Source organism: Asaia siamensis (assembly GCF_014635085.1).
Classification (GTDB): Bacteria; Pseudomonadota; Alphaproteobacteria; order Acetobacterales; family Acetobacteraceae; genus Asaia; species Asaia siamensis.
On the sequence record NZ_BMCH01000001.1, the window covers coordinates 333248 to 355153 of the forward strand.

A 21906-nucleotide genomic window follows, 5' to 3' on the forward strand; every position below is an offset into this window, starting at 1 on the left:
GGTCGAGGGTGAAAGCCACGAAGGGATTCGACAGGCGTTGAAACGCACATGGACAAGCTCCTCGACGGTGAGAGAATACCAGGCCGATATTCCCTGACGCGGCGCGGGCATTTTCCGGGGGGTAAAACGCCCACCGCAAACGACCGCCACGCCATCATTGGCGCAGTGTATAACGAGGCTGTAGGGTAAAATTCCACAGAAATCGTCAAAGGGCGCGATTTCACCTGCGTGAGGTTTTGACTTGCACTTGTTCGGCCCAAACCGATTTATAGGCGCATGACGGTTTATCTTGACGCGAATGCTACCGAAATTCTGCGAGATGGCGCCATGGCAGCCATGCTGGATGCTGTGCGCCTTACAGGTAATCCCTCATCGGTACATGGGCCGGGCCGTGAGGCGCGCCGCCTGCTGGAAGCTGCCAGGGAAACGATTGGCCGTTTCTGGAATGCCGGGCCGGAACAGGTGGTTTTCACCTCTGGCGGTACCGAGGCCAATGCACTGGCAATTCATGCTTTCGGTGAGGGCAGGCGTCTGCTGATCGGCGCAACCGAGCATGATGCTGTGCGCATGGCCTCGCCCGATCATGAAGTTCTGCCAGTATTGTCCGATGGCAGTTTGTGCCTCCAAGCGCTCGAGACGGCGCTCCAGCGCGGTGGTCCGGCACTTGTCTGCGCCATGGCTGCCAATAATGAGACGGGTATCCTGCACCCCATCGAGACCGTCAGGATGTTGTGCACGCGATATGGCGCGCTGCTTCATGTCGATGCCGTGCAATTGGCGGGGCGCCATGTCGAAGGCGAGGCAAGATTGACGGTCGAGGGGCTGACCAGCCTCGCCATTTCCGGACACAAGGCGGGAGGCATCAAGGGCGCAGGGGCTCTTGTTCTCGGCGCCGAGGGACATGTTGCGCCCATGCTGCGTGGTGGCGGACAGGAACGGGGGCGGCGTGGTGGCACACAGGCCCTGCCAGCCATTGCCTCAATGGCCGCTGCTTTCGAACTGGCTGCAGCGCAGGACTGGGCGCCTATTGCCGCCTTGCGCGACCGTGTCGATGAGGCGGCATTATCCTGCGGGGCGATAATAACCGGAGGGGGCGACCGCCCGCGCCTGCCCAATACGACATCGCTGATTTTGCACGGTGTTTCGGCCCAGACGCAGCTCATGATGCTCGATCTGGCAGGCTATGCGGTCTCGACCGGCTCGGCGTGCTCGTCCGGCAAGGTAACGGCTTCTCACGTGCTTCAGGCCATGGGGCTGGATGACGATGCCGCCTGTGCCATAAGGGTATCGCTTCCCTGGAATGCGACAGAAAGCCAGATTGACGGGTTTATTCTGGCCTATCGGGACATGGCGGGCCGTCTGGGGAAAAAAGCGGCATGATCTATCTCGATAATCAGGCCACGACGCGCTGCGACCCGGAAGTGGTATCGGCGATGTTGCCTTGGTTCAGTGAGCATTACGGGAACCCGCATAGCGAGGGCCACAAGGCGGGTGATCTGGCTGCCGAGGCGGTTGAAAACGCCCGTGCGGCCGTGGCGTCGCTGATCGGGGCCACACCGAGAGAGATTGTCTTCACCTCCGGAGCGACCGAGGCCAATAATCTCGCTATCAAGGGGGCCGCGCGCCATCTCGCACGTCAGGGAAGCGAACGCCGGCGGCTGATCACGGTAGCCACTGAACATAAATGCGTGCTCGAATCCGTGCGAGATCTTGCTGCAGAGGGTTTCGAGCCGGTCATCCTGCCTGTCTGTCGTGACGGGCTCGTGAGCGCACGGGATCTCTCTGTGGCGCTCGAGGTGCCGACGGCGCTTGTCAGTATCATGAGCGTCAATAACGAGACCGGCGTTATTCAGAATATCGAAACCCTCTCGGCCCTGACCCGTCAGGCTGGGGCGCTGTTTCATACCGACGCAGCCCAGGCTGCCGGGAAAATGAGCCTCACCTGTGCGTCGAGCGATCTGATGTCGCTTTCGGCTCATAAATTCTACGGGCCGAAAGGCATTGGCGCGCTTTATGTCAGACATAAGCCACGCACGCGCTTGCAGCCGCTTTTTTCTGGCGGTGGTCAGGAGCGTGGCCTTCGTTCCGGAACACTGCCAACGCCGTTGATCGTAGGGTTTGGTGAGGCAGCCCGGCTGGCCCAGAAAGCCCTGTCTGGGGAAGCGCCACGGCTTGAAGGCCTGCGCGCGCAATTGCTCGAGGGGCTCGAGCGCCTCTTTCCCGGCCTCGTGGTGAATGGTGCTCAGGCGCGGCGCATAGCAGGGGCGCTCAATCTGATGTTTCCGCCCGGCTATGCAGCGCGTGACATCATGGCGGCGTTGCCTGATATCGCCCTTTCAACGGGCTCGGCGTGCAGTTCGGCCGAGATCACGCCGTCTTATGTGCTGACCGCCATGGGGCTGGATGCAAAAGACGCTGCACGATGCTTGCGTCTGTCGGTCGGACGCTTTACCTCCACGCCCGAGATCGTGCAGGCCCTCGAGGAATTCGGGTTGGCGGCACGCGAGGCCCGTCGTGCCTCGTAACGAAGAAGCAGGGTGACAAGAACATGCCTCATATGATTTTCGTCGAGCAGGACGGCAGCCGCAAGGAAGTCGATGCCCCTATCGGCCTGTCCGTGCTCGAAATCGCGCATAAGCACGATATCGAACTCGAAGGCGCCTGCGAAGGCTCGCTGGCCTGCGCTACCTGTCACGTGGTGGTCGATCCGGAATGGGCAGACAAGCTCTCTGCGCCGACGGATGACGAAGAAGACATGCTCGATCTGGCTTTCGGGCTCGAAAAGACTTCCCGTCTGGGCTGCCAGATCGTTATGACGGAAGCGCTGGACGGTCTGGTCGTGCGTCTGCCCAAGGCGTCCTGAGTACTGGCGGATCCCATATCGGGGTTCGCCCCTTTTTCAGACAATAGAGAGATCTCATGCGTATCCTAGTTGCCATGTCGGGAGGCGTGGACAGTTCTGTTGTGGCCGCGACCCTGAAACAGGAGGGGCATGAGGTCATTGGCGCCACGCTGCAGCTTTACGATCACGGACAGGCCGTCTCGAAGCCGGGCGCCTGCTGTGCGGGGCGCGATATCCTCGACGCACGCGCCGTAGCAGACAGGCTCGACATCCCGCATTATGTGATCGATGCCGAAGAGCGTTTCCGCAGCAGTGTGATGGCGAGCTTTGCTGACAGCTATGCGCGTGGCGAGACCCCTGTACCCTGCGTTGCCTGCAACCAGGGTGTGAAATTTACCGATCTGCTCAGCATGGCGCGCGATCTGGGCTGCGAGGCCATGGCAACCGGCCATTATGTGCGTCGTGTCGAGGGCGAAGGGCGCGCAGAACTGCATCGCCCGGCCGATCTGTCACGCGACCAGTCATGGTTTCTGTTTGCGACCACGCAGGATCAGCTTGATTATCTTCGCTTCCCGCTTGGCGATATGCCCAACAAGGAAGCGGTGCGTCAGAAAGCGCAGGAATTCGGTCTGGCCATTGCAGCCAAGCCCGACAGTCAGGATATCTGCTTCGTGCCCTCAGGCACCTATGCGTCGGTGGTCGAGAAGCTGCGCCCCGAGACCAATGGTGCAGGCGAGATTGTCGATGAGACCGGGCGCGTGCTTGGCCAGCATGAGGGCATCGCCCGCTACACGGTCGGGCAGAGCAAGCGTCTGGGCGATATCCATACCAAGGATGGGCGGCGCCAGATCGTGAAGCGCATCGACGCCACGACACGTCGTATCATCGTCGGGCCCAAGGAAAGTGCTGGTCGCATCGAGTTCGCGCTGCGTGACATGAACTGGCTGATCGAGCCGCTGCTCGAGGGCGTGCGCTGTCATGTGCAGATCAGGGCGCGTGAAGTCTCGCGTGAGGCTTGGGTCTATCCGCTTGCCGATGGCGCAAAGGTGGTGTTGGATGAGCCCGCCATGCCCGCGCCGGGTCAGGCCTGCGTGCTCTATCAGGGGAGCAGGGTGCTGGGCGGGGGCTTCATTCTTTCCTGAGAGGAAGTGTCTGCCTTGGATCGTCTCGTCATCGGTACGCGCCGCTATTCTTCCTGGTCTCTCCGTGGCTGGCTGGCGGTGCGTTGTGCCGGGCTGGATGTGCCCGATGAGGTGATTGCCCTGCGCGGCGCCGGGCAGACGAGCGAGATCCATGCCATCTCGCCCAATGCCCTGGTACCCTATCTCGAACATCGGGGTGCGAAGATCTGGGAAAGCCTTGCGATCTGCGAATATTGTGCTGAAATCGCGCCTTCACTCTGGCCGAGCGAACGCGTGGCCCGTGCGGCGGCACGCAGCATTGCCTCTGAGATGCATGCTGGTTTCAGGGCCTTACGTCAGGCCCTGCCCATGAATCTCGGCCGCGAAGGGCGTGTGCTGGCTGTCATGCCGGATGAGGCGCAGCGTGATATCGAGACAATCGACCGTCTGTGGAGCGTAACGCGTGGACAATTCGGCGCTTCCGGCCCGTATCTGTTCGGGGCCGATTTCACCAATGCCGACATCATGTTTGCGCCGGTCGTATCGCGCTTCACCTCCTACGGGATCGTGCTGTCACCCGTTGCCGATGCGTATCGCACCGCCGTGCTCGATCACCCTCTGATGCAGGAATGGCAGCGCCTTGCCGCGCTTGAGCCCGTTGAATGGCAGCTCGACCGCTATGAAAGTATTGCCTGAGACTTTGCGGAACCCGGGGTAGTTCCCGGGTTTCCGTTGTGTCTGACCGGGAGGAGCGGGGTCATCGTTTCTCCCCTCGACCGACCGGTCTGGAATTACGGTATTGCCAGATCAGGGCTTTATGGTCCTTCATCCAGTATCGTGAAAATCAGATCAATAAACTGCGGTTGTCAGCATTCTGTTGTGTGGGCAACAGAGACTTGCCGGTTACGATGTGGGATTATTATTTCGTCGAGAAATAAAGCCTGCTCGAAATTTATATGATATTTTTATTTCACTCGCTTGTTGGCGGAAATTCTTTATTCAGTCAGGGTCGGCGAGCGCTATTTTTTCAATTCAGACTTGGCGAACGTTGCGCGTCCAGTTATAAGCCGCGCCAAACGAGCCATGCCGACATGCTCAGGATACGGGTTCGGCCCAAGTTCCCATCCAGAAGGCAATGCGGGGCGGCGCGGCCCAAGCGACTTGCGTTAAGGACAGACGTGCATGATCACGCTCCCACCGGATTATCGGCCCTCTGACGAAGAAGAATTCATGAATCCGCTTCATGTGGAGTTCTTTAAACAGAAGTTGCTCCGCTGGCGCAATGATCTGCTCAAGGAAGCCAATCTGACGCTTGCCAGTCTTTCCGAAGGCGGCATTCATGAAGCCGATGTGACCGACCGTGCGAGCGTCGAAACCGATCGCGCCCTTGAGCTGCGCACCCGGGACCGCGCCCGCAAGCTGATCGGCAAGATCAATCTGGCCCTTCAGCGCGTCGAGAACGGGTCTTACGGCTATTGTGAGGAAACCGGCGAGCCCATCGGCCTGAAGCGCCTTGAAGCACGTCCCATCGCGACCATGACGATTGAAGCGCAGGAGCGTCATGAGCGTATGGAAAAAATTCACCGCGACGACTGATTCTTTTGAAAAAAAGCGCTTTCGGGGCTTGCAGCTTTCGGGCTGAGAAGCTACGAAGCGCTCCAGTTGCTGCTGTAGCTCAGTGGTAGAGCACTCCCTTGGTAAGGGAGAGGTCGCGAGTTCAATCCTCGCTAGCAGCACCACTTTCCCTGAAAGAAAAAAATACTCAGACAACCAGCCCGGTCGGCTAGGTTGTTTTTTGTCGTTTGTGCTTCTTGCGGCAGGTTATGCTTCGCCGGAGCGAGGCACAACCCATTGTCAGCTCAGAGAATGCCGCCCGAGATCGGCAGGGTCACGCCCGTGATATAGCTCGAATCCTCGCTCAGCAGGAAAGCGACTGTTCCAGGAATTTCCTCGATATCGCCAAGGCGACGCATCGGCACGCCAGCCACCATTTCGACCTTCACCTTCTCGGGGTCGGTTGAGAAATACTGGGTGTTGGTTGCGGCCTGAAGCTCGGTCTGGCGGTCCCACATGAAGCCGGGGCCCATCAGGGCAGGGGCAATTCCGTTGACACGGATATTATGCGGGGCGAGATCCTTCGAGGCTACCTGCGTGAGGCCAACCACACCGAATTTCGATGAGCCATAGGCAGCCATGTTGGGCGGACCCTGCAGGCCAGCCATGCTGGCCGTATTCACGATGCTGCCCGAGCGGCGCTCGACCATGCGGCGCGACACGGCGCGCAACACGTGAAAGGCCCCCACGAGATCGATATTCACGACGCGCTGGAAATCCTCGACCGGATAATCCTGAACCGGCGCGAAGGCTCCCTGATAACCGGCATTGTTGAACAGGAAATCGATCGGTCCGACCGTTTTCTCGGCGTATTCCACGGCTTCTTCGACGCTGGCGTAGTTCGTGACATCGCAGACAACCGTCTTCACCTTCACGCCGTGCTCGGCAAAGCCCTTGGCAACGTCATCGAGCTTGGCCTGATCGAGATCAAGCAGCACTACATGGCTGCCTTCCTTTGCAAGGCGTCGGGCAACGGCCAAGCCGATATTCCCTGCGGCACCAGTCACAAGGGCGGTCTTGCCTGCGAAGCGTTTCGTATCACTCATTGATTGTTTTTCCTTCGAGGCCTGCACCAGATCGACGATCCCGCGCAGGCAAAACGGCGCCGTCCCGCAAGGAGGCGGCGGGCATTATCTGCTAACTATCCAGAAGCCTTTCGGTCGCATCGGCCTGGATCAAAGTGTCTTGAGCATGCCGCCATCGACGAAATAGGACGATCCTACGCTGTACGAGGCCTTGTCCGAGCACAGGAAGACAAAGAAATTGGCCAGTTCTTCCGGTGAGCCGAAGCGCTTGATGGGGGCATGTTCGTCAGCCACTGACTGCAGATAGCCTTCCCAGTCGCCGCCGCTCTCGCTTGTGAGTTGCTTGGCGGTCTTTACCCAGTCGGGCGTCAGGATCAGGCCCGGATTGACGCAATTCACCCGGATATTGTCCTTGATCACTTCGGTGGCGAGCGTTTTGGAGAACATCATCAATGCGGCCTTGGTGACGTTATAGATCGGCTCGTACCACAGAGGCTGTGCGGCGCAGATCGAGGCGTTGTGGATGATGGCACCACCACCTCGTGTTTTCATGCCCGGCACGAGACCGCGTGCCAGGCGCACCGCCGCCATCACATGCAGCTCCCAGTAGAACTGCCATTTGTCATCGGGCGCTTCCATGATCGTCTCGTTCGAGCCGGTGCCTGCATTGTTGATCAGGATATCCGCGCCACCAAAGGCCTCGTCGATCTGGCGAACCACGCTCTCGACACCCTCGCCCGTTGCGACATCGGCAGAAATAGGCAGGCAGCGCACGCCATGGGTTTCGGCCAGCTGGCGGGCAGCGCTTTCCAGCCTATCCTTGTCGCGGGCAACCATGACGATATGGGCGCCCTCACGGGCCAGGCCCTCGGCCACAGCCAGACCAATTCCGACGCTACCGCCTGTTACGACCGCTACCTTGTTTTTCAGGTCCAGATCCATCTTATCGCTCCTTTGTGAGACTAAGGTGGCCCGAAACGGCCCACCGGATGACTGCGACTGAACGGGGATATTCGTCTTTGCAAAAGGGGGGAGGGCGAACACGATGAAGTGTCATCGAACACGCCACAGTGAGGTGGCCAGAAAGCGTTCCTGATCGAGCTGTCAAAAAGTGTTTTTGCGCTGAAACAGCGAATTTTACCTGACGCACCATTGGAGAGCCCCTTGGTGAGCGGATGGGAGTCATTTGCCTTCTAGGGGCAGTGGCACGCCCGGGCGGCGGGCGATGCAGAGGCAGAAAGAGCATGCTTTCGGGGAAGGCTTCCAACGGTCCGACGATCGGGCGTGCTCTGTCAACGGAGGCCTATGGTGTCTGGGCAGCGGTGGGATGGGTTGTCCTGCCTCGTATATGGCTGACAGGAAGATGGCCAAGGCGTCCTTCAAGTACACGCTCTCGGAAAGAGAGTGTCTCTTGCGGCGGTGCCGATGGCAGAGGGAGGGGATGCCCTCTGTCGCTGACAGCCAGTCGCTGGGGTGCGACGGCACGAAATGTCGCGATCGCTCCCGCTCGCGTTTACCTGCCCAGCCTTGAAGGCAAGCTGCTTGCCGGTGCGGGCTTGCTGAGCAGCTTCTGGATCGCGCAAACAGCAGAAAACAGGGTCTGACAAACAGACTCGCAGGCAAGGTGTATGATGGCTGAAATAGACGCCGTAATTCCCGGAATGATCAGCGAGCCGATATCGGATTGGGCAGCGCGGAGTACCGGAAGTCCTCCCGGGGTTTCTTTTGAGTTTTTTCCGCCCAAGACCGGTCAGGCTACTGAAAATCTCATCGACGTCGCTATGAGGCTTGCCCGCTACACGCCGGAATTCATGTCCATGACCTATGGCGCTGGCGGCGCGGCTCAGGAGCGCACCCGTGTTGTTGCGTCAGCGCTGCAGGCGCGGGTTGCCACGCCCATTGCCGCGCATCTGACCTGTGTCGGGGCAGCGCGCCGCGAGGTTGACGCGGTTGCCGAGGCGCTCTGGCAGGACGGCATACGTTCCATCGTGGCGCTGCGTGGCGACGTACCTGATGGAGGTGCCTATATCCCTCACGACGAGGGGTATCGAGATGCAGCAGAACTGGTGGCGGGGTTGCAGCAGGCGCATGATTTCGAGATTTCGGTTGCGGCCTATCCGGAGCCTCATCCCGACAGCCGGGGCGAAAAAGAGGATCTCGCTTATCTGCGTCGGAAATGGGAAGCTGGCGCGACACGTGCCCTGACGCAGTTCTTCTTCGAGCCGGAGCCCTTTCTGCGTCTGCGCGACCGTGTTGCTGCAGCGGGTATCGGTATTGACCTCGTGCCCGGTATTTTGCCTGTTGGGACTATGGCCCAGACGCGCAAATTTGCCACGCAATGCGGCACGACCCTGCCGCCCTGGCTTGAGAGCCGCTTTGTCGGGCTCGATAAAGACCCCGTGACGACAGGGATGGTCAGCACGGCGCTTGCCGCTTCACTGTGTTTCGAACTTCAACGCGAAGGGGTGGCCGATTTTCATTTCTATACCCTCAACCGTGCCGAACCGAGCATCGCGCTCTGCGCGCTTCTGGGGCGGGTTCCGGTTGCAGTGGAAGAGGCGCATGCCTGAAATGTCATCGACGCGTGGCAGAGTGCTCATTATGCAAATTCAAGGCAGGAGATCGTGATCATGACCCCCATTTCAACGCGCGCTACCAGTGTCGGGGCCTTGCTGATGGTTTGTCTTGCCCTTGCCGGGTGTGGGGGAAAGCCTCCCAGACAGGAGCGAACGGGTATGGCCAATCCGGCATCGGTCTATTGCAAGGAGCAGGGTGGCAAGCTTGAGATCAGACATGAGAAAGAGGGAGAGGTCGGTTATTGTCACCTCCCTTATGGGCGTATTGTCGAAGAATGGGTGTTGTGGCGGGCCGGTCATCACGCGGCGCATGCGCCTGTGCCATGAAGTCTGCCGCTCCAGACCGTCATATGGCGGTCTGGCGGGTGAAGTGCCGAGGATGTGAAGAGCGGCGTTGAACAGCAGCGCGCGGCAATCGTTAAAGATATGGGGGCAGGCGCTCCCGCGCCGTGAATGTTTTAGCTCCCGGGCTTTCCAAGCTTGGAAGCAGTCAATCGCCTAGGCCCGCTCCGGTGTCTGGGCCATGTGACAGAGGCGTTCCGGCAGGTTTTTTTGACGTTATGAGGGAATGAATGCCCGCCCCCAACTTGCCCGGCCATCTGGTTACCACCCCGCAGATTTCTGTACGCGGTGTCATTTTCGATATGGATGGACTGCTTCTCGACAGTGAGACACTGGCGATGGAGGCCCTGATCTGTGCCGGGCGCGATCTCGGTTACGATCTGACACTCGCTTTCTGCAAGCGCATGATCGGGGTGCCTGAGGATGGTTGTGCCGCTCTGTTGCGTGACACCTTTGGAGAGGCCTTTCCGTCAGAGCGGTTTTTTGCCTTGCAGGCGGAGCATCTGCGCCGGTTCATCAGTGACGGACGCCTCGCGGTCAAGCCTGGCGTCGTTGCACTGCTCGATCTTCTGGATGCGCGGCATATTCCCCGGGCTATCGCCACGTCTTCAGGGCGCGACCGCACTGAAGACCAGTTGCGTCGCGTTGCGCTTATCGATCGGTTTGACGCTATCGTAAGCCGTGATGATGTCACACGTGGCAAGCCTGCGCCCGACCCCTATCTCGTCGCGGCCTCGCGCATCGGTGTAGCTCCCGAGCTCTGCCTGGCTCTGGAAGATTCGACGAATGGCGCTCACGCCGCTCTTGCGGCGGGGATGCGCGTCATTGTGGTGCCCGATATGATTGAGCCAACCGATGAGATAAGGGAAAAAGCCTTGGCAATCGTAAGTGATCTCTCTGTCGTGCAGGACTATCTCATGCGCTACGCCCGCTGACGCATCGGGCGAGATCCCTGATCTTTTTCTGCAGTGCACCAGCGCCGATTATCCGGAGCAGTTTCGCGCCGCGGAATGAGCGCTTCAGCTGAGGCCAATCACTGCAATTCGCGGCATCTGCCCAGAGTCGCCCCTCTTATCGTTCCGCCGATGCAGGGCAAACCTATTAAGGCGGCATGACAAAGTACGACAAAAATTTCACCTGATCGTTGCGAAACTGCAAAGCTGAGCGAGCGCTTTTCTAGCAATGTCGGTGTTACGGCGAACACTTGAAGAGCGACCGCGTGGTTGCTTGAACTGGCAGATTTGCGACGAATAAAAATCGACGGTCATCTGTGTATCGATGTATAAATACAGTAGATACAAATAAAAAATAGAATTATGCCTAATTTGCGATTTCATAAAAAAGTAACAAATGAAAAGTCAGTATCACAACAAGTGTGGTGCGTCTGAATGCGCGTGGCAACCGCCTCAAATGACAGGAAAAATTTCTGAAAAATTCATATTTTCGACATTGTTTGACATTTTTTCCTTGAATTATGCTTTCTGGTGACTATCTTAAGGTCATACACACGATTTCGTGATTGCCCCCAAACCTGAATGCAGGCTGTGTCCGATGACACGCGTGCATGCCTCGAAAAGGACAATGCCATGACCGTAGCCCCCGCCCATGCCACCGATATCCCTGCCGCCATTCGCGAAGACGGCTCCCTGAAGCTCGTCATTTTCGACTGTGACGGTGTGCTTGTTGATGGTGAGCATCTCTCAACCGCCAAGATGGCCGAAGAAGCCCGTCACCATGGCTGGGATCTCTCGAATGAAGAGGCCCACAAGATTTTCACCGGCGGTGAACTGGTCAAGATCGGTGAACGCATCGGTCGTGAGACCGGCAAGGAAATGCCCGCAGACTGGGACATGATGATGCAGGACCGCATCGTCAAAATGATGGAGACAGAGGCCGAAACCATCGATGGCGCGCATGAAATGCTGCAGAGCGTTCATGATCTCGGCTTGCCCATCCGCATTGGCTCCAACTCCTCGGGTGCTGAGATGGAGGCCAAGTTCTCCAGCACGGGTCTCGATGAATTGCTTGAGGAAGAGCGTATCCATTCGGGTCGTGACCTCGATATGCCTAAGCCCCGCCCGGATCTCTATCTCCATGCTGCCGAGCTCGAAGGCGTTGGCCCCGAGCATTGCATCGTGCTGGAAGATTCAGACACAGGCGCCGAAGCGGCCCGTCGTGCTGGCATGGCCTGCGTACTGCTGCGCGATCTGGACAAGCCTGCCCCGAGCTGGCCGGGCCTGCTGCGTATTGGTCATCTTTCGGAGTTCCCGCAGATCCTCCGTCAGATCCTTGACGCACAGACCAGCGATCGTCCCATCGCCGCCTGAGCCCTTACTGGATAGTCTCTGGAAAAGCCGCCCGCCTTGGGCGGCTTTTTTTATGGGGGCCTTACTCCGTCTGGAAACATCGGTGCCGTTACGAGCGTTCGCGCCATACACAGCAAGGATCTGGCTCATGTCGGCAAAAGACTTCAAAAAAGGTGACGATGTCACCTGGAAGACCAGCAATGGCGAAACCGAAGGTCATGTGGTCAAAACAGTGACCAAGCCCATGAAGATCAAGAAGAACGAGATCAAGGCATCGAAAGATGATCCCAAAATTCTCGTCGAGAGCGACAAGACGGGCGCCAAGGCGGCACACAAGCCGGAGACACTGCACAAGAAATGAAGATCTCTCATCTTTCCCTCCGTCACGGGCGTAAGCTACTGGCCGCAGGGCTTCTGGCCACATTGTCGTCGGGTGTGGCGCAGGCGCAGGTCGCGTCGGTGCAATGCGACAACCAGAAATTCCTCTCCGATCAGGCGGGATTTCTGCAAACCGGGCCGACACGCGTTGACCTTCCTGAGCATGTTTGTGGCGAGGTGGTTTCTGTGACGCAGAGATCGCGCCGTACGCGAAGCGGGGTGCATGGCTATTTCGTCATGCAGGTGGCGCCAGGCCGTCAGATACGCATCGTGTCTGATCTTGATCGCATGCAGGCGCCAGACTGGCCTTGGGTCAGGCCGGGTGACCCGGTTGAAGTTGTCGGGCGCTACTATTTCGATTCAGCCCGTAGTCAGGGCATCGACTGGACTCATCATGGAACAGGGCGACATTGGGCGAGCCCCGGCTATGTTCAGGTCAATGGAAAGCGATACGAATAAAAAAAGCGGTGGGTTTCCCCACCGCTTTTTTATTGAGGTCCGGGTTATCGGGTCTCAATTATTGCTGGCTGCTTCCGACCGCTCATCGGAATCCTCTTCGCCTGTCTTGCTCGCTGCGGGCGTGGCCTCGAGGAACTCGAAATTGAGCGCATTGTCCTTCAAGCCAATACGCACCGCGCCACCATTGACCAGCGCACCGAAGAGCAACTCTTCTGCAAGAGGCTTCTTGATATTGTCCTGAATGACACGTCCAAGCGGTCTGGCGCCATAGTGACGGTCATAACCACGTTCAGCCAGCCACTCCTTGGCCGCAGAGGTGATTTCAATCGTGACGTGGCGGTCAGCAAGCTGCGCCTCAAGCTGCAGCACGAACTTCTCCACTACGCGTCCGACGGTCTCGGGGGTGAGATTGGCAAACGGGATGATCGCATCCAGACGATTGCGGAACTCGGGGGTGAAGAGCCGCTTGATGGCGTCCTCGTCCTCACCCACGCGATCGGTACGTCCGAACCCAACGGCCTCCTTGCTCAGATCGGCAGCGCCTGCATTGGTCGTCATGATCAGGATGACATTGCGGAAATCGATTGTCTTGCCGTTGTGATCGGTCAGACGGCCATGATCCATGACCTGCAGCAGGATATTATAGAGTTCGGGATGCGCCTTTTCGATCTCGTCGAGCAGCAGCACGGCATGAGGGTGCTGGTCGATGGCATCTGTCAGCAGACCACCCTGATCGAAGCCTACATAGCCTGGTGGCGCGCCGATCAGGCGGGAAATGGAGTGGCGCTCCATATATTCCGACATATCGAAACGGATCAGTTCGATGCCAAGTGACGACGCGAGCTGCTTGGCAACCTCCGTCTTGCCGACACCGGTCGGGCCGGAGAACAGGTAATTGCCGATCGGCTTCTCGGGATCACGCAGACCGGCGCGCGCCAGCTTGATGGCCGAGGTGAGGACCTCGATGGCGCGATCCTGACCGAACACCATGTTCTTGAGGTCGCGCGAGAGCAGGCGCAGCGTCTCGCGGTCATCGGTCGAGACCGATTTGGGCGGGATGCGCGCAATCTTGGCCACGATTTCTTCGATGTCCTTGAGCGTGACTGTCTTGCGACGCTTGCTCTCGGGCAGAAGCATACGTGAAGCGCCAGCCTCATCGATGATATCGATCGCCTTGTCCGGCAGCTTGCGGTCATGCATGTATTTTGCCGAAAGCTCGACCGCCGCCTTGAGGGCATCATCGGTGTAACGCACCTTGTGATGGCGCTCGTAATTGCCCTTCAGCCCGCGCAGGATCTTGATGGTGTCGCTGATCGAGGGCTCCGGCACATCGATTTTCTGGAAGCGACGCACAAGGGCGCGATCCTTCTCGAAATGCTGGCGATATTCCTTGTAGGTGGTCGACCCGATGCAACGCAGCGTGCCAGCGGCGAGGGCAGGCTTGAGCAGGTTCGAGGCGTCCATTGCCCCGCCCGATGTCGCGCCCGCGCCGATAACCGTGTGGATCTCGTCGATGAAGAGAATGCCGCCCGGTGTCTGGTCCAGTTCGGTGACCACTGCCTTGAGGCGTTCTTCGAAATCGCCACGATAGCGCGTGCCAGCCAGCAGCGCGCCCATGTCGAGTGAGAAGATCGTCGCATCCAGCAGGACTTCAGGCACGTCACCTTCGACAATGCGCTTGGCCAGGCCTTCGGCAATGGCCGTCTTGCCGACACCCGGATCACCTACATAAAGCGGGTTGTTCTTGGTGCGGCGGCACAGGATCTGAATGGTACGTTCGACCTCATTGTCGCGCCCGATCAGCGGATCGATCTTGCCGTCTTCAGCGCGCTTGTTGAGGTCGACGCAATAGGCGGCCAGCGCTTCCTGCGGCTTGGCGGCTTTGCCCTGTTTTTCTTCCCGCTCGCCCTCTTCCTTGTCACGCGACCCGGTGGGGGTGCGACGGCTCGACTTATCGGGGGCCTTGGCAATGCCATGCGAGATGAAATTGACAGCATCGAGACGCGTCATGTCCTGCAGCTGCAGGAAATACACGGCATGGCTCTCGCGCTCGGCAAAAAGGGCCACCAGCACATTGGCGCCGGTTACCTCATCACGACCGGTCGATTGCACATGAATGGCCGCGCGCTGGATCACACGCTGGAAAGCGGCAGTGGGTTTGGGCTCGGTCGGGCGCTCGGAGGCAAGGCCCGCAAGGTCCTTGTCGAGGAATTCCGTGAGGTCGGTGCGCAGCTTTTCGAGGTCGATACCGCAGGCCTTGAAGACAGTTACCGAGTCGGTGTCTTCGGTCAGGGCCAGAAGAAGATGTTCGAGGGTCGCATATTCATGTCGCCGTTCTCCGGCGAGGGTGAGGGCGCGATGGAGCGTCTGTTCGAGCATACGAGACAACATGGGGGCGCTCCTTTGGGTCAGGCGTGACGGGCCAACAGGACTGGATGTAGGCTTATCTTGGTTTAGAAAAAGAATACTCTCTATGTGGTTTCAGGGACTGATGGCCGACAAGGGGCGCGATCAGGCCTTTTCGATCATACATTGCAGCGGGTGCTGGTTCTGCCGGGCGAGATCCATCACCTGTGTCACCTTGCTCTCGGCCACTTCGAAGGTGAAGACACCGCAGATGCCGACGCCCTTCTTGTGAACATTGAGCATGATATTCGTCGCTTCTTCGCGCGATTTGGAAAAAAAGCGTTCCAGAACGTGCACAACGAATTCCATCGGTGTGTAATCGTCATTCAGCATCAAAACCTTGTACATCGCCGGACGGCGTGTCTCGGGTCGTGCCTGGATGACGACGCTGATATGCGATTCGTCGTTGCCGCCATCCTTGCTGGGCGGCTCATCCGGGGTGGAGGCGCGGACAAGCGCAGGCGCGCCGGAAGTAAAGCCGGGCGAGATAAAGGTCTCGGTGGTCGTGGCGCGGTAGTGCATGGTCAGGAGCATATGGGATGAAAACGTCGATCGCAAAGATCTAACGCGGAACAAACCGCCAGATTTCCGCTGAAGGCGCCGTTTACCTTATTTTTCCCGCAATTGGCGCAGATGATCGTGGACGACAGGAAAGGCGTCTGTCTATGATGGGAAAACCGCCAGTGAACCGGGGGCACAAGTGACCTACTGCATGCAATCCGCAAAGAAGAAACGCCTCCAGAAGGCTGAGAATGCGGGTAAGACGCGCAAATGGGTTGTGTTCACGCGCACGGCGCTGGGCATGTGCCTGAGCGCTGGTGTGGTTGCCGTGCCGAAAGTGGCGCACGCCCAGTATGCCGGTCACATCAGTTCCTATGTCGTCGACGTCAATAGCGGTGCCGTGCTGTCGCAGGTCGATCCCGATCTCCAGCGCTATCCGGCGTCGCTGACCAAGCTCATGACGCTCTATATGGCGTTTCGTGCCCTGAAGGCTGGCGAAATCACGCCTGACACCACGGTGCCCGTCTCGATCCATGCCTCGACCCAGGCACCGTCGAAGCTCGGTCTTGTGCCTGGTACGCGTTTTGTGGTGCAGCAGGCGATTCTCGGGCTCGTCACGAAATCGGCCAACGATGCTGCCTGCGCTCTGGGCGAACTGCTTGGTGGCGGCGATGAAGTGCGTTTTGCCAATATGATGACGCAGCAGGCGCGCGCGCTCGGCATGTCCAACACGACGTTCCGTAATGCGTCAGGCCTGCCTGACCCCGATCAGGTGACGACGGCCCGCGACCTGTCGATGCTCGCACAGCATCTCGTTCAGGATTTTCCCGAATATTACCATTACTTCTCGACGCCGATGTTCGCTTTTCACGGGCGCATGATCCCCAACCATAATCCCATGCTCAAGACCTATGCAGGGGCAGATGGCATGAAGACGGGATATACGGATCTGGCAGGTCATAACCTCATCACCTCGGCCCAGCGCAGCAATGTCCGTCTGGTAGGCGTGGTGCTGGGTGCGCGCTCCAATCCGCAGCGCAACGCCATGATGGCCAATATTCTCGATCAGGGTTTCGCATCTGAAGGCGTGGCACCCATGGCGCCGTTGCATCAGCCCACAGTGCTGGCGCGCAATGTGCGTCGCCGTGGTCATGCCTCGGGTGGGTCGAGCGCCGTCTTCGAGGTGGCCGAGGCGCCGACGGGTCCGCGCCGCTACCAGCCGGTTGCGCATGGTGCCAGGCATCACACTGTCGCCAGCGCCAATGTGCGCATGGCGACCTCACGCCATGTCGTTGCGACGAAGAAAAAATCCCGTCACCAGAAGGGCTGAACCCGGACGCCGCGAAAAAACGCGGCGTTGATCTTGCCCCTGACGCCTCGGGCGCGCATTTTCTCTGAATTCTTTGCAAGATGACAGAATTCAGCAGGAGGTGAAATCAGCGCATGGACAGTATGGAGTCGTATCATGGGGTTCCCATCCACACCGAGGAAGATTTTGTCGGTCTGAGAAAGGCGGGGCAGCTGGCAGCTGCGACGCTCGACATGATCACGCCCTATGTGGTGCCGGGTGCCAAGACCGACGATCTCAACCGGCTGATTCATGAGTACACGCTCGATCACGGTGCGATTCCGGCGCCGCTGAACTATCGCGGCTTTCCCAAATCCTGCTGCATCTCGATCAATCACGTTGTCTGTCACGGCATTCCTGGTGAACGCCTTCTGAAGGATGGTGATATCGTCAATATCGACGTCACCTCGATTCTTGATGGCTGGTATGGTGACACGTCACGCATGTATCTGGTCGGGGCTGTGCCGCGTAAGGCTGTCAACCTCGTCGATGCGACCTACAAGGCGCTGATGCTCGGTATTGCCGAAGTCGCCCCGGGCAAGACGCTGGGTGATGTCGGCCATGCCATACAGAGCTTTGCCGAAGGGCTGCGTCTCTCGGTCGTGCGCGATTTCTGCGGCCATGGCATCGGGCGCGAATTTCACGCAGAACCGCAGGTCGTTCATTACGGCAAGCCCGGCAAGGGGCTGAAACTGCAGGAAGGTATGGTCTTTACCATCGAGCCCATGCTCAATCTCGGCAAGGAAGGTACAAAGACGCTTGAGGATGGCTGGACAGCTGTTACGCGTGACCGCTCCCTTTCAGCGCAGTTCGAGCACATGCTTGCCGTCACACGCGATGGATGCGAGATTTTCACACTTTCACCCGCTGGTTACACCAAGCCCCCGTACAAGCTGGGCTGAACGGTAAGGAACGATCTACGTGAAGCGTGTCTGCACCCGGACGGCAGCCCTGTCGTTCCTTCTCGCCGGTATTTCCCTGCCGAGCCTGTCCCTCGCAGCTCCGGCTGCGATGCCCTACGATCCGCTGGCCTTCGGGACAGTCAATCCCGAGCTGAAACCGGCCAGGCCGGTCGAGGGGACACGGGGCATGGTGGTGTCGGCGCAGCATCTTGCTTCCGAAGCCGGGCGCCAGATTCTCGCCGCTGGCGGGAACGCAGCTGATGCAGCGGTCGCTGTCGGCTATGCGCTGGCTGTTGTTTACCCGGCTGCGGGTAATATCGGCGGCGGCGGGTTCATGACCCTGCGCCTGCCGGATGGCAAAACGACATTCATCGATTTTCGCGAACATGCGCCGGGCGCAGCGACGCCCACGATGTATCAGGATGCCCAGGGCAAGGTGGACCAGAAGGCGTCGATCGAGGGCTGGCGTGCCATAGGCGTGCCCGGTACCGTTGCAGGGCTAGAGGAAATTCATCACCGATGGGGCAAGCTCAGCCGTGCGAAGGTCATGGCACCGGCGATTGCTCTGGCCGAGAAGGGATTCGTGCTGGGGCAGGGTGATGCCGATCTGCTCCATACCAGCACGGAGGCCTTTCAGAAGGATGCCCATGCGCGTGGCATTTTCTTGCGCCCCGATGGCACCCCGCTCCAGAAAGGCGACCGCCTGGTTCAAAAGGCGCTTGCAAAGACGCTGCGCAGTATCGCGCAATCGGGTGCCGATGTTTTCTACAAGGGCGAGATTGCCCGGCAGGTCGTCGCGGCGAGCAAGGAAAGCGGGGGTATTCTGACCCTTGCCGATTTTGCAGCCTATCACCCGCGCGAGTTTGCGCCGATCCATTGCAGCTATCGCGGTTATGACATCGACACGGCGCCCCCTCCGAGCGGTGGTGGGGTCGCGCTTTGCGAGATGCTCGATATCCTCTCCGGCTATGACATGAAGGCTCTTGGCCTACGCAGCGTGGCCGGTGTGCAGCGTCAGGTCGAAGCCATGCGTCATGCCTATTCGGATCGTCGTGACCTAGGCGACCCTGATTTCGTGAAAAATCCGGTCGCCCATCTGATTGACCCGGCTTATGCCGCCGAAATTCGCAAGGGTATTCCCCTCGATCATGCGCTGAATTCTGACGCTCTGGTGGCCGGGGCTGCAATGCCCATGGCGGCGCAGCCCTCCGCAGGCGACACCCATGAAAAGCACGAGACGACGCAGTTTTCTGTCGCCGATCGCTCGGGCTTTGCCATTTCGGCTACCTACACGCTCAATGGCTGGTTCGGTGCCGGTGTGATCGGTGGCGATACGGGCTTCTTCCTCAATGACGAGATGGATGATTTCTCGGCCAAGCCTGGCAGCGCCAACATGTTCGGCATTGTCGGCTCCGAGGCTAATGCCATCGCGCCGGGCAAGACGCCTCTTTCTTCCATGGCGCCCACGATCATCTCTCATGAGGGCAAGCCTTTCATGGTGATCGGCAGTCCCGGCGGGTCGCGCATTCCGACCATCGTGCTGTCGGTTGTGCTCGGGGTGATCGATGGCGGGCTGGATATCCAGCAGGCAGTCGATCTGCCGCGTATTCATGAGCAGTGGAAGCCGGTGGCCATCGAACTGGAGCCGCGTGCGCTCAGTCCTGACGTCATGCAGGCCCTGCAACTCGAAGGCTATTCGCTGTCTCCCCACCGTCCATGGGGTGTTGCAGAGGGTATCCTTTTCGGACGTCCTTCAGTCGCTGCAGCGCAGACCGGCAAGCTTTATGGCGGCTGGGATCGTCGTCATGAGGGTGGCGGCGCGAGCGGGTTGTAAAAAAACCTGCACCTGCCTCTTGCGCAAGAGAGGCAGAATGGTGTTAACCCTGCACCGGGAGGTCGGCCTTGGACGGACGGCTTGCGAACCCGGTCAGGTCCGGAAGGAAGCAGCCGCAGTGAGTTTTGTTCGGGTCATGTGTTCGGCCTCCCACCCTCTGAAGCAGCCGGTCTCGCTTTTCCGCGCATGACCCCTTCAGACGATATCCCCACCCCAGAAGAAATTCCGCTCCCCCCAATGGAAGAGGGCGGTTTTTTCGATGCGCCTCCTGCGCCGACACCGATTCTGACTCCCGAGCCGCAGAAACCGGCAGAGCGAAGCGGGCCCTATCGTGTTCTGGCGCGCAAATATCGCCCCCAGCATTTCGATGATCTGATCGGTCAGGACGCCACGGTACGTATCCTGCGCCGGGCCTTCCAGCTGGGCCGCGTGGCCCATGCCTTCATGCTCACCGGGGTGCGTGGCGTCGGCAAGACCACAACCGCGCGTATCATCGCGCGGGCTCTGAACTGTATTGGCGTGGACGGTCAGGGCGGCCCTACGGCTGATCCATGCGGCGTGTGCGCCAATTGCACCGCCATACTCGCCGATCGCCATCCCGACGTTCTGGAAATGGATGCGGCCTCGCGCACCGGCGTGGACGATATCCGCGAAATCATCGAGGCAACGCGTTTCCGGCCCATGCAGGGGCGTATGAAGGTCTTCATCATCGATGAGGTCCACATGCTCTCGCGCAATGCATTCAATGCGTTGCTGAAGACGCTTGAAGAGCCTCCCGAGCAGGTAACGTTCATTTTTGCGACGACAGAGCTGCGCAAGGTGCCCGTCACCGTGCTGTCGCGCTGTCAGCGTTTCGACCTGCGTCGCGTGCCACAGGAAATGCTGATGCAGCATTTCGCCGGTATTGCAGAAAAGGAATCGGTCGCGTTTGCCGATGAGGCGCTCTCGCTCATTGCGCGTGCTGCCGATGGTTCGGTACGCGACGGCCTCTCCTTGCTCGATCAGGCGATTGCCCAGGGCGAGGGAGAAGGTGCCGCGCGCATCGAAGCGCCCATGGTCAGCGCCATGCTGGGGCTTGCAGACCGCCAGCTTGTCTTTGACCTGTTTGAAGTGCTGATGCAGGGCAAGGCCGATCAGGCGCTTTCGATCAGTGGCCAGGCCTATGCTCAGGGTGCCGATCTCGGCATTCTGCTGACTGATCTGCTCGATCTGATTCATATCATCTCGCGTCTCAAGGCCATCCCGAGCCTTCGCCATAGTCGCGAACTGCCCGAGGCTGAGCGTGATCGTGGCGCGTCTCTTGCCGATCGTCTGCCCAATGCAGAGCTCGGGCGCGCCTGGCAGATCCTGCTCAAGGGCATTCAGGAAGTCGAACAGGCGCCAGACCGGCGTGCGGCAGCAGAGATGGTGCTGATCCGTCTTTGCTATGCCAGCACACTTCCGACTCCCGATCGTCTGGCACGGTTGGTCATGCAGATGCCTGCAGATGGACAGGAGGGCGGCGCCTCTGGCCTGCCCTCAGGCCAGACATCTGACGACGGAGCGGGGCTGACGGCTCGCGGGACGATGGCAGGGCCAGCCGGTGATGGTGGCGATGACCGCCCGCGTGCCGCGCTGCGTCTCGTGGCCAATGGCGGTGTGGCCTATGAAACGCCAGACCTCGCGCCCGCGCCGATCCTGACGCCAGCGCCGCCGCCGCCAGAGAGCGAGCGCGCCGATCCACCGCCGCCGCCTTTGCGCTCGTGGCGTGAGATCGTCGCCTTCGTGGCGCGCGAGTCAGAGGCGATGCTGCACGGTATCCTGCGCCATTCTGCGCATCTGGTGCGCTTTGAGCCACCGCGCGTCGTGCTGCGCATGGCGCGTGGAACGCCGCCGCGCATCGAAACGCGGCTTCAGGCCCTGCTCGAACGCGTTTATCCGGGTCAGTGGCAGATCGAGACCTCGCAGGAAGAAGGCGAGCCGACGCTTGATGAGCAGGGTGCGGAGATTGTGGCTCTGCATCGTGAGGAATTGCATGCTCATCCATTGCTGCGCGCCATTCTCGATGTCTTTCCCGATGCCCGTGTCGGCGAACCCAAGGATCTGTCGCTCGATGAATACGGGTTGCCGCCCGAAGAGCTTGAGGCGCCCGAAAGCTGGGCGACAGAGCCGGTGGCCCCCGATCTGGACTTTGCCCCGATCGATGCCGATCTGATGGATGATGATGACTGGCACGATTTCGGCGGCGGGTCCTCTTTCTAGTCTCAAGGAGC

20 protein-coding genes, 1 tRNA gene and 1 other RNA gene are annotated in these 21906 nt (G+C 59.5%); 18 read left to right on the top strand and 4 right to left on the bottom strand.

From position 1 onward, the window contains the following. Positions 1-276: 276 nt before the first annotated feature. The 7 genes from IEV53_RS01330 to IEV53_RS01360 all read left to right on the top strand — a co-directional run bounded on the left by IEV53_RS01330 (position 277) and on the right by IEV53_RS01360 (position 5702). Positions 277-1380: a cysteine desulfurase family protein gene (locus IEV53_RS01330; protein ID WP_188424842.1), complete on the top strand. Its 1104-nt coding sequence runs from the start codon at positions 277-279 to the stop codon at positions 1378-1380. Further along, complete coding sequence (locus tag IEV53_RS01335; RefSeq protein WP_188424845.1) at positions 1377-2525, top strand: cysteine desulfurase family protein; 1149 nt, start codon at positions 1377-1379, stop codon at positions 2523-2525. The genes IEV53_RS01330 and IEV53_RS01335 overlap by 4 nt, the downstream gene beginning before the upstream one ends. A 23-nt stretch (positions 2526-2548) precedes the next feature. Next, complete coding sequence (locus tag IEV53_RS01340; RefSeq protein ID WP_188424847.1) at positions 2549-2863, top strand: ferredoxin family 2Fe-2S iron-sulfur cluster binding protein; 315 nt, start codon at positions 2549-2551, stop codon at positions 2861-2863. A 56-nt stretch (positions 2864-2919) separates the two neighbouring features. Next, positions 2920-3984 carry a tRNA 2-thiouridine(34) synthase MnmA gene (mnmA, locus tag IEV53_RS01345; protein WP_188424849.1) on the top strand — a complete coding sequence of 355 codons (1065 nt, stop codon included), beginning with the start codon at positions 2920-2922 and terminating at the stop codon, positions 3982-3984. A 6-nt stretch (positions 3985-3990) separates the two neighbouring features. Further along, on the top strand, positions 3991-4659 hold the full coding sequence (locus IEV53_RS01350; protein WP_188424851.1) for a glutathione S-transferase family protein: 669 nt from the start codon (positions 3991-3993) through the stop codon (positions 4657-4659). A gap of 486 nt (positions 4660-5145) precedes the next feature. After that, positions 5146-5559, top strand: coding sequence for an RNA polymerase-binding protein DksA (dksA, locus tag IEV53_RS01355; RefSeq protein ID WP_188424860.1), 414 nt, complete (start codon positions 5146-5148; stop codon positions 5557-5559). A 68-nt stretch (positions 5560-5627) separates the two neighbouring features. Beyond that, positions 5628-5702: transfer RNA gene (locus tag IEV53_RS01360), tRNA-Thr, on the top strand. 120 nt (positions 5703-5822) lie between these two features. Here IEV53_RS01360 and IEV53_RS01365 read toward each other — a convergent pair. Both IEV53_RS01365 and IEV53_RS01370 read right to left on the bottom strand, forming a co-directional pair. Beyond that, positions 5823-6623: an SDR family NAD(P)-dependent oxidoreductase gene (locus IEV53_RS01365; protein WP_188424861.1), complete on the bottom strand. Its 801-nt coding sequence runs from the start codon at positions 6621-6623 to the stop codon at positions 5823-5825. A gap of 129 nt (positions 6624-6752) precedes the next feature. Next, positions 6753-7544 (bottom strand): SDR family NAD(P)-dependent oxidoreductase, encoded by a 792-nt coding sequence (locus IEV53_RS01370; RefSeq protein ID WP_188424863.1) that lies wholly within the window; start codon positions 7542-7544, stop codon positions 6753-6755. A 719-nt stretch (positions 7545-8263) separates the two neighbouring features. Between IEV53_RS01370 and IEV53_RS01375 the strand changes: the two genes are divergently transcribed. The 6 genes from IEV53_RS01375 (at position 8264) to IEV53_RS01400 (ending at position 12663) form a co-directional block, all read left to right on the top strand. Further along, complete coding sequence (locus tag IEV53_RS01375; protein WP_188425378.1) at positions 8264-9172, top strand: methylenetetrahydrofolate reductase; 909 nt, start codon at positions 8264-8266, stop codon at positions 9170-9172. Between the two features lie 60 nt (positions 9173-9232). Then, positions 9233-9505 carry a putative hemolysin gene (locus IEV53_RS01380; RefSeq protein ID WP_229719469.1) on the top strand — a complete coding sequence of 91 codons (273 nt, stop codon included), beginning with the start codon at positions 9233-9235 and terminating at the stop codon, positions 9503-9505. A gap of 245 nt (positions 9506-9750) precedes the next feature. Then, positions 9751-10455, top strand: coding sequence for an HAD family hydrolase (locus IEV53_RS01385; RefSeq protein ID WP_188424865.1), 705 nt, complete (start codon positions 9751-9753; stop codon positions 10453-10455). Between the two features lie 651 nt (positions 10456-11106). Next, a complete protein-coding gene (locus IEV53_RS01390; protein WP_188424867.1) occupies positions 11107-11847 on the top strand; it encodes an HAD family hydrolase in 741 nt (246 codons plus the stop codon). Between the two features lie 127 nt (positions 11848-11974). Then, a complete protein-coding gene (locus IEV53_RS01395; RefSeq protein ID WP_188424869.1) occupies positions 11975-12187 on the top strand; it encodes a hypervirulence associated TUDOR domain-containing protein in 213 nt (70 codons plus the stop codon). Continuing rightward, positions 12184-12663, top strand: a complete 480-nt coding sequence (locus tag IEV53_RS01400; protein ID WP_188424871.1) for a DUF3465 domain-containing protein — start codon at positions 12184-12186, stop codon at positions 12661-12663. Before IEV53_RS01395 ends, IEV53_RS01400 begins: the two co-directional genes overlap by 4 nt. Positions 12664-12717: 54 nt before the next feature. On the opposite strand, the gene clpA is transcribed toward IEV53_RS01400, so the two are convergent. Beyond that, complete coding sequence (clpA, locus tag IEV53_RS01405; RefSeq protein ID WP_188424873.1) at positions 12718-15054, bottom strand: ATP-dependent Clp protease ATP-binding subunit ClpA; 2337 nt, start codon at positions 15052-15054, stop codon at positions 12718-12720. A gap of 120 nt (positions 15055-15174) precedes the next feature. Continuing rightward, complete coding sequence (gene clpS, locus IEV53_RS01410) at positions 15175-15603, bottom strand: ATP-dependent Clp protease adapter ClpS (protein WP_229719470.1); 429 nt, start codon at positions 15601-15603, stop codon at positions 15175-15177. A 268-nt stretch (positions 15604-15871) separates the two neighbouring features. Between clpS and IEV53_RS01415 the strand changes: the two genes are divergently transcribed. From IEV53_RS01415 to IEV53_RS01435, 5 genes are all read left to right on the top strand, one after another. Then, positions 15872-16900, top strand: coding sequence for a D-alanyl-D-alanine carboxypeptidase family protein (locus tag IEV53_RS01415; RefSeq protein ID WP_229719529.1), 1029 nt, complete (start codon positions 15872-15874; stop codon positions 16898-16900). 122 nt (positions 16901-17022) lie between these two features. Further along, entirely contained in the window at positions 17023-17820 is a 798-nt protein-coding gene (gene map / locus IEV53_RS01420) for a type I methionyl aminopeptidase (RefSeq protein WP_188425381.1), read from the top strand. A gap of 109 nt (positions 17821-17929) precedes the next feature. Further along, positions 17930-19654 (top strand): gamma-glutamyltransferase, encoded by a 1725-nt coding sequence (gene ggt, locus IEV53_RS01425; protein ID WP_188425382.1) that lies wholly within the window; start codon positions 17930-17932, stop codon positions 19652-19654. Between the two features lie 57 nt (positions 19655-19711). After that, positions 19712-19808, top strand: an RNA gene (gene ffs, locus IEV53_RS01430) — signal recognition particle sRNA small type. A 32-nt stretch (positions 19809-19840) separates the two neighbouring features. Further along, positions 19841-21895: a DNA polymerase III subunit gamma/tau gene (locus IEV53_RS01435; RefSeq protein ID WP_188424877.1), complete on the top strand. Its 2055-nt coding sequence runs from the start codon at positions 19841-19843 to the stop codon at positions 21893-21895. The last annotated feature ends 11 nt before the right edge of the window (positions 21896-21906 follow it).

Excerpts from the sequence above, each read along its gene's own strand:
- IEV53_RS01365 (WP_188424861.1), bottom strand. The coding sequence starts at position 6,623 with ATGAGTGATACGAAACGCTTCGCAGGCAAGACCGCCCTTGTGACTGGT.
- IEV53_RS01340 (WP_188424847.1), top strand. The coding sequence starts at position 2,549 with ATGCCTCATATGATTTTCGTCGAGCAGGACGGCAGCCGCAAGGAAGTC.
- IEV53_RS01375 (WP_188425378.1), top strand. The coding sequence starts at position 8,264 with ATGATCAGCGAGCCGATATCGGATTGGGCAGCGCGGAGTACCGGAAGT.
- IEV53_RS01400 (WP_188424871.1), top strand. The coding sequence starts at position 12,184 with ATGAAGATCTCTCATCTTTCCCTCCGTCACGGGCGTAAGCTACTGGCC.
- clpA (WP_188424873.1), bottom strand. The coding sequence starts at position 15,054 with ATGTTGTCTCGTATGCTCGAACAGACGCTCCATCGCGCCCTCACCCTC.
- IEV53_RS01385 (WP_188424865.1), top strand. The coding sequence starts at position 9,751 with ATGCCCGCCCCCAACTTGCCCGGCCATCTGGTTACCACCCCGCAGATT.
- mnmA (WP_188424849.1), top strand. The coding sequence starts at position 2,920 with ATGCGTATCCTAGTTGCCATGTCGGGAGGCGTGGACAGTTCTGTTGTG.
- IEV53_RS01370 (WP_188424863.1), bottom strand. The coding sequence starts at position 7,544 with ATGGATCTGGACCTGAAAAACAAGGTAGCGGTCGTAACAGGCGGTAGC.
- clpS (WP_229719470.1), bottom strand. The coding sequence starts at position 15,603 with ATGCTCCTGACCATGCACTACCGCGCCACGACCACCGAGACCTTTATC.
- IEV53_RS01415 (WP_229719529.1), top strand. The coding sequence starts at position 15,872 with ATGTGCCTGAGCGCTGGTGTGGTTGCCGTGCCGAAAGTGGCGCACGCC.
- IEV53_RS01395 (WP_188424869.1), top strand. The coding sequence starts at position 11,975 with ATGTCGGCAAAAGACTTCAAAAAAGGTGACGATGTCACCTGGAAGACC.
- IEV53_RS01330 (WP_188424842.1), top strand. The coding sequence starts at position 277 with ATGACGGTTTATCTTGACGCGAATGCTACCGAAATTCTGCGAGATGGC.
- dksA (WP_188424860.1), top strand. The coding sequence starts at position 5,146 with ATGATCACGCTCCCACCGGATTATCGGCCCTCTGACGAAGAAGAATTC.
- IEV53_RS01435 (WP_188424877.1), top strand. The coding sequence starts at position 19,841 with ATGACCCCTTCAGACGATATCCCCACCCCAGAAGAAATTCCGCTCCCC.
- IEV53_RS01380 (WP_229719469.1), top strand. The coding sequence starts at position 9,233 with ATGACCCCCATTTCAACGCGCGCTACCAGTGTCGGGGCCTTGCTGATG.
- IEV53_RS01335 (WP_188424845.1), top strand. The coding sequence starts at position 1,377 with ATGATCTATCTCGATAATCAGGCCACGACGCGCTGCGACCCGGAAGTG.
- IEV53_RS01390 (WP_188424867.1), top strand. The coding sequence starts at position 11,107 with ATGACCGTAGCCCCCGCCCATGCCACCGATATCCCTGCCGCCATTCGC.
- map (WP_188425381.1), top strand. The coding sequence starts at position 17,023 with ATGGAGTCGTATCATGGGGTTCCCATCCACACCGAGGAAGATTTTGTC.
- ggt (WP_188425382.1), top strand. The coding sequence starts at position 17,930 with ATGCCCTACGATCCGCTGGCCTTCGGGACAGTCAATCCCGAGCTGAAA.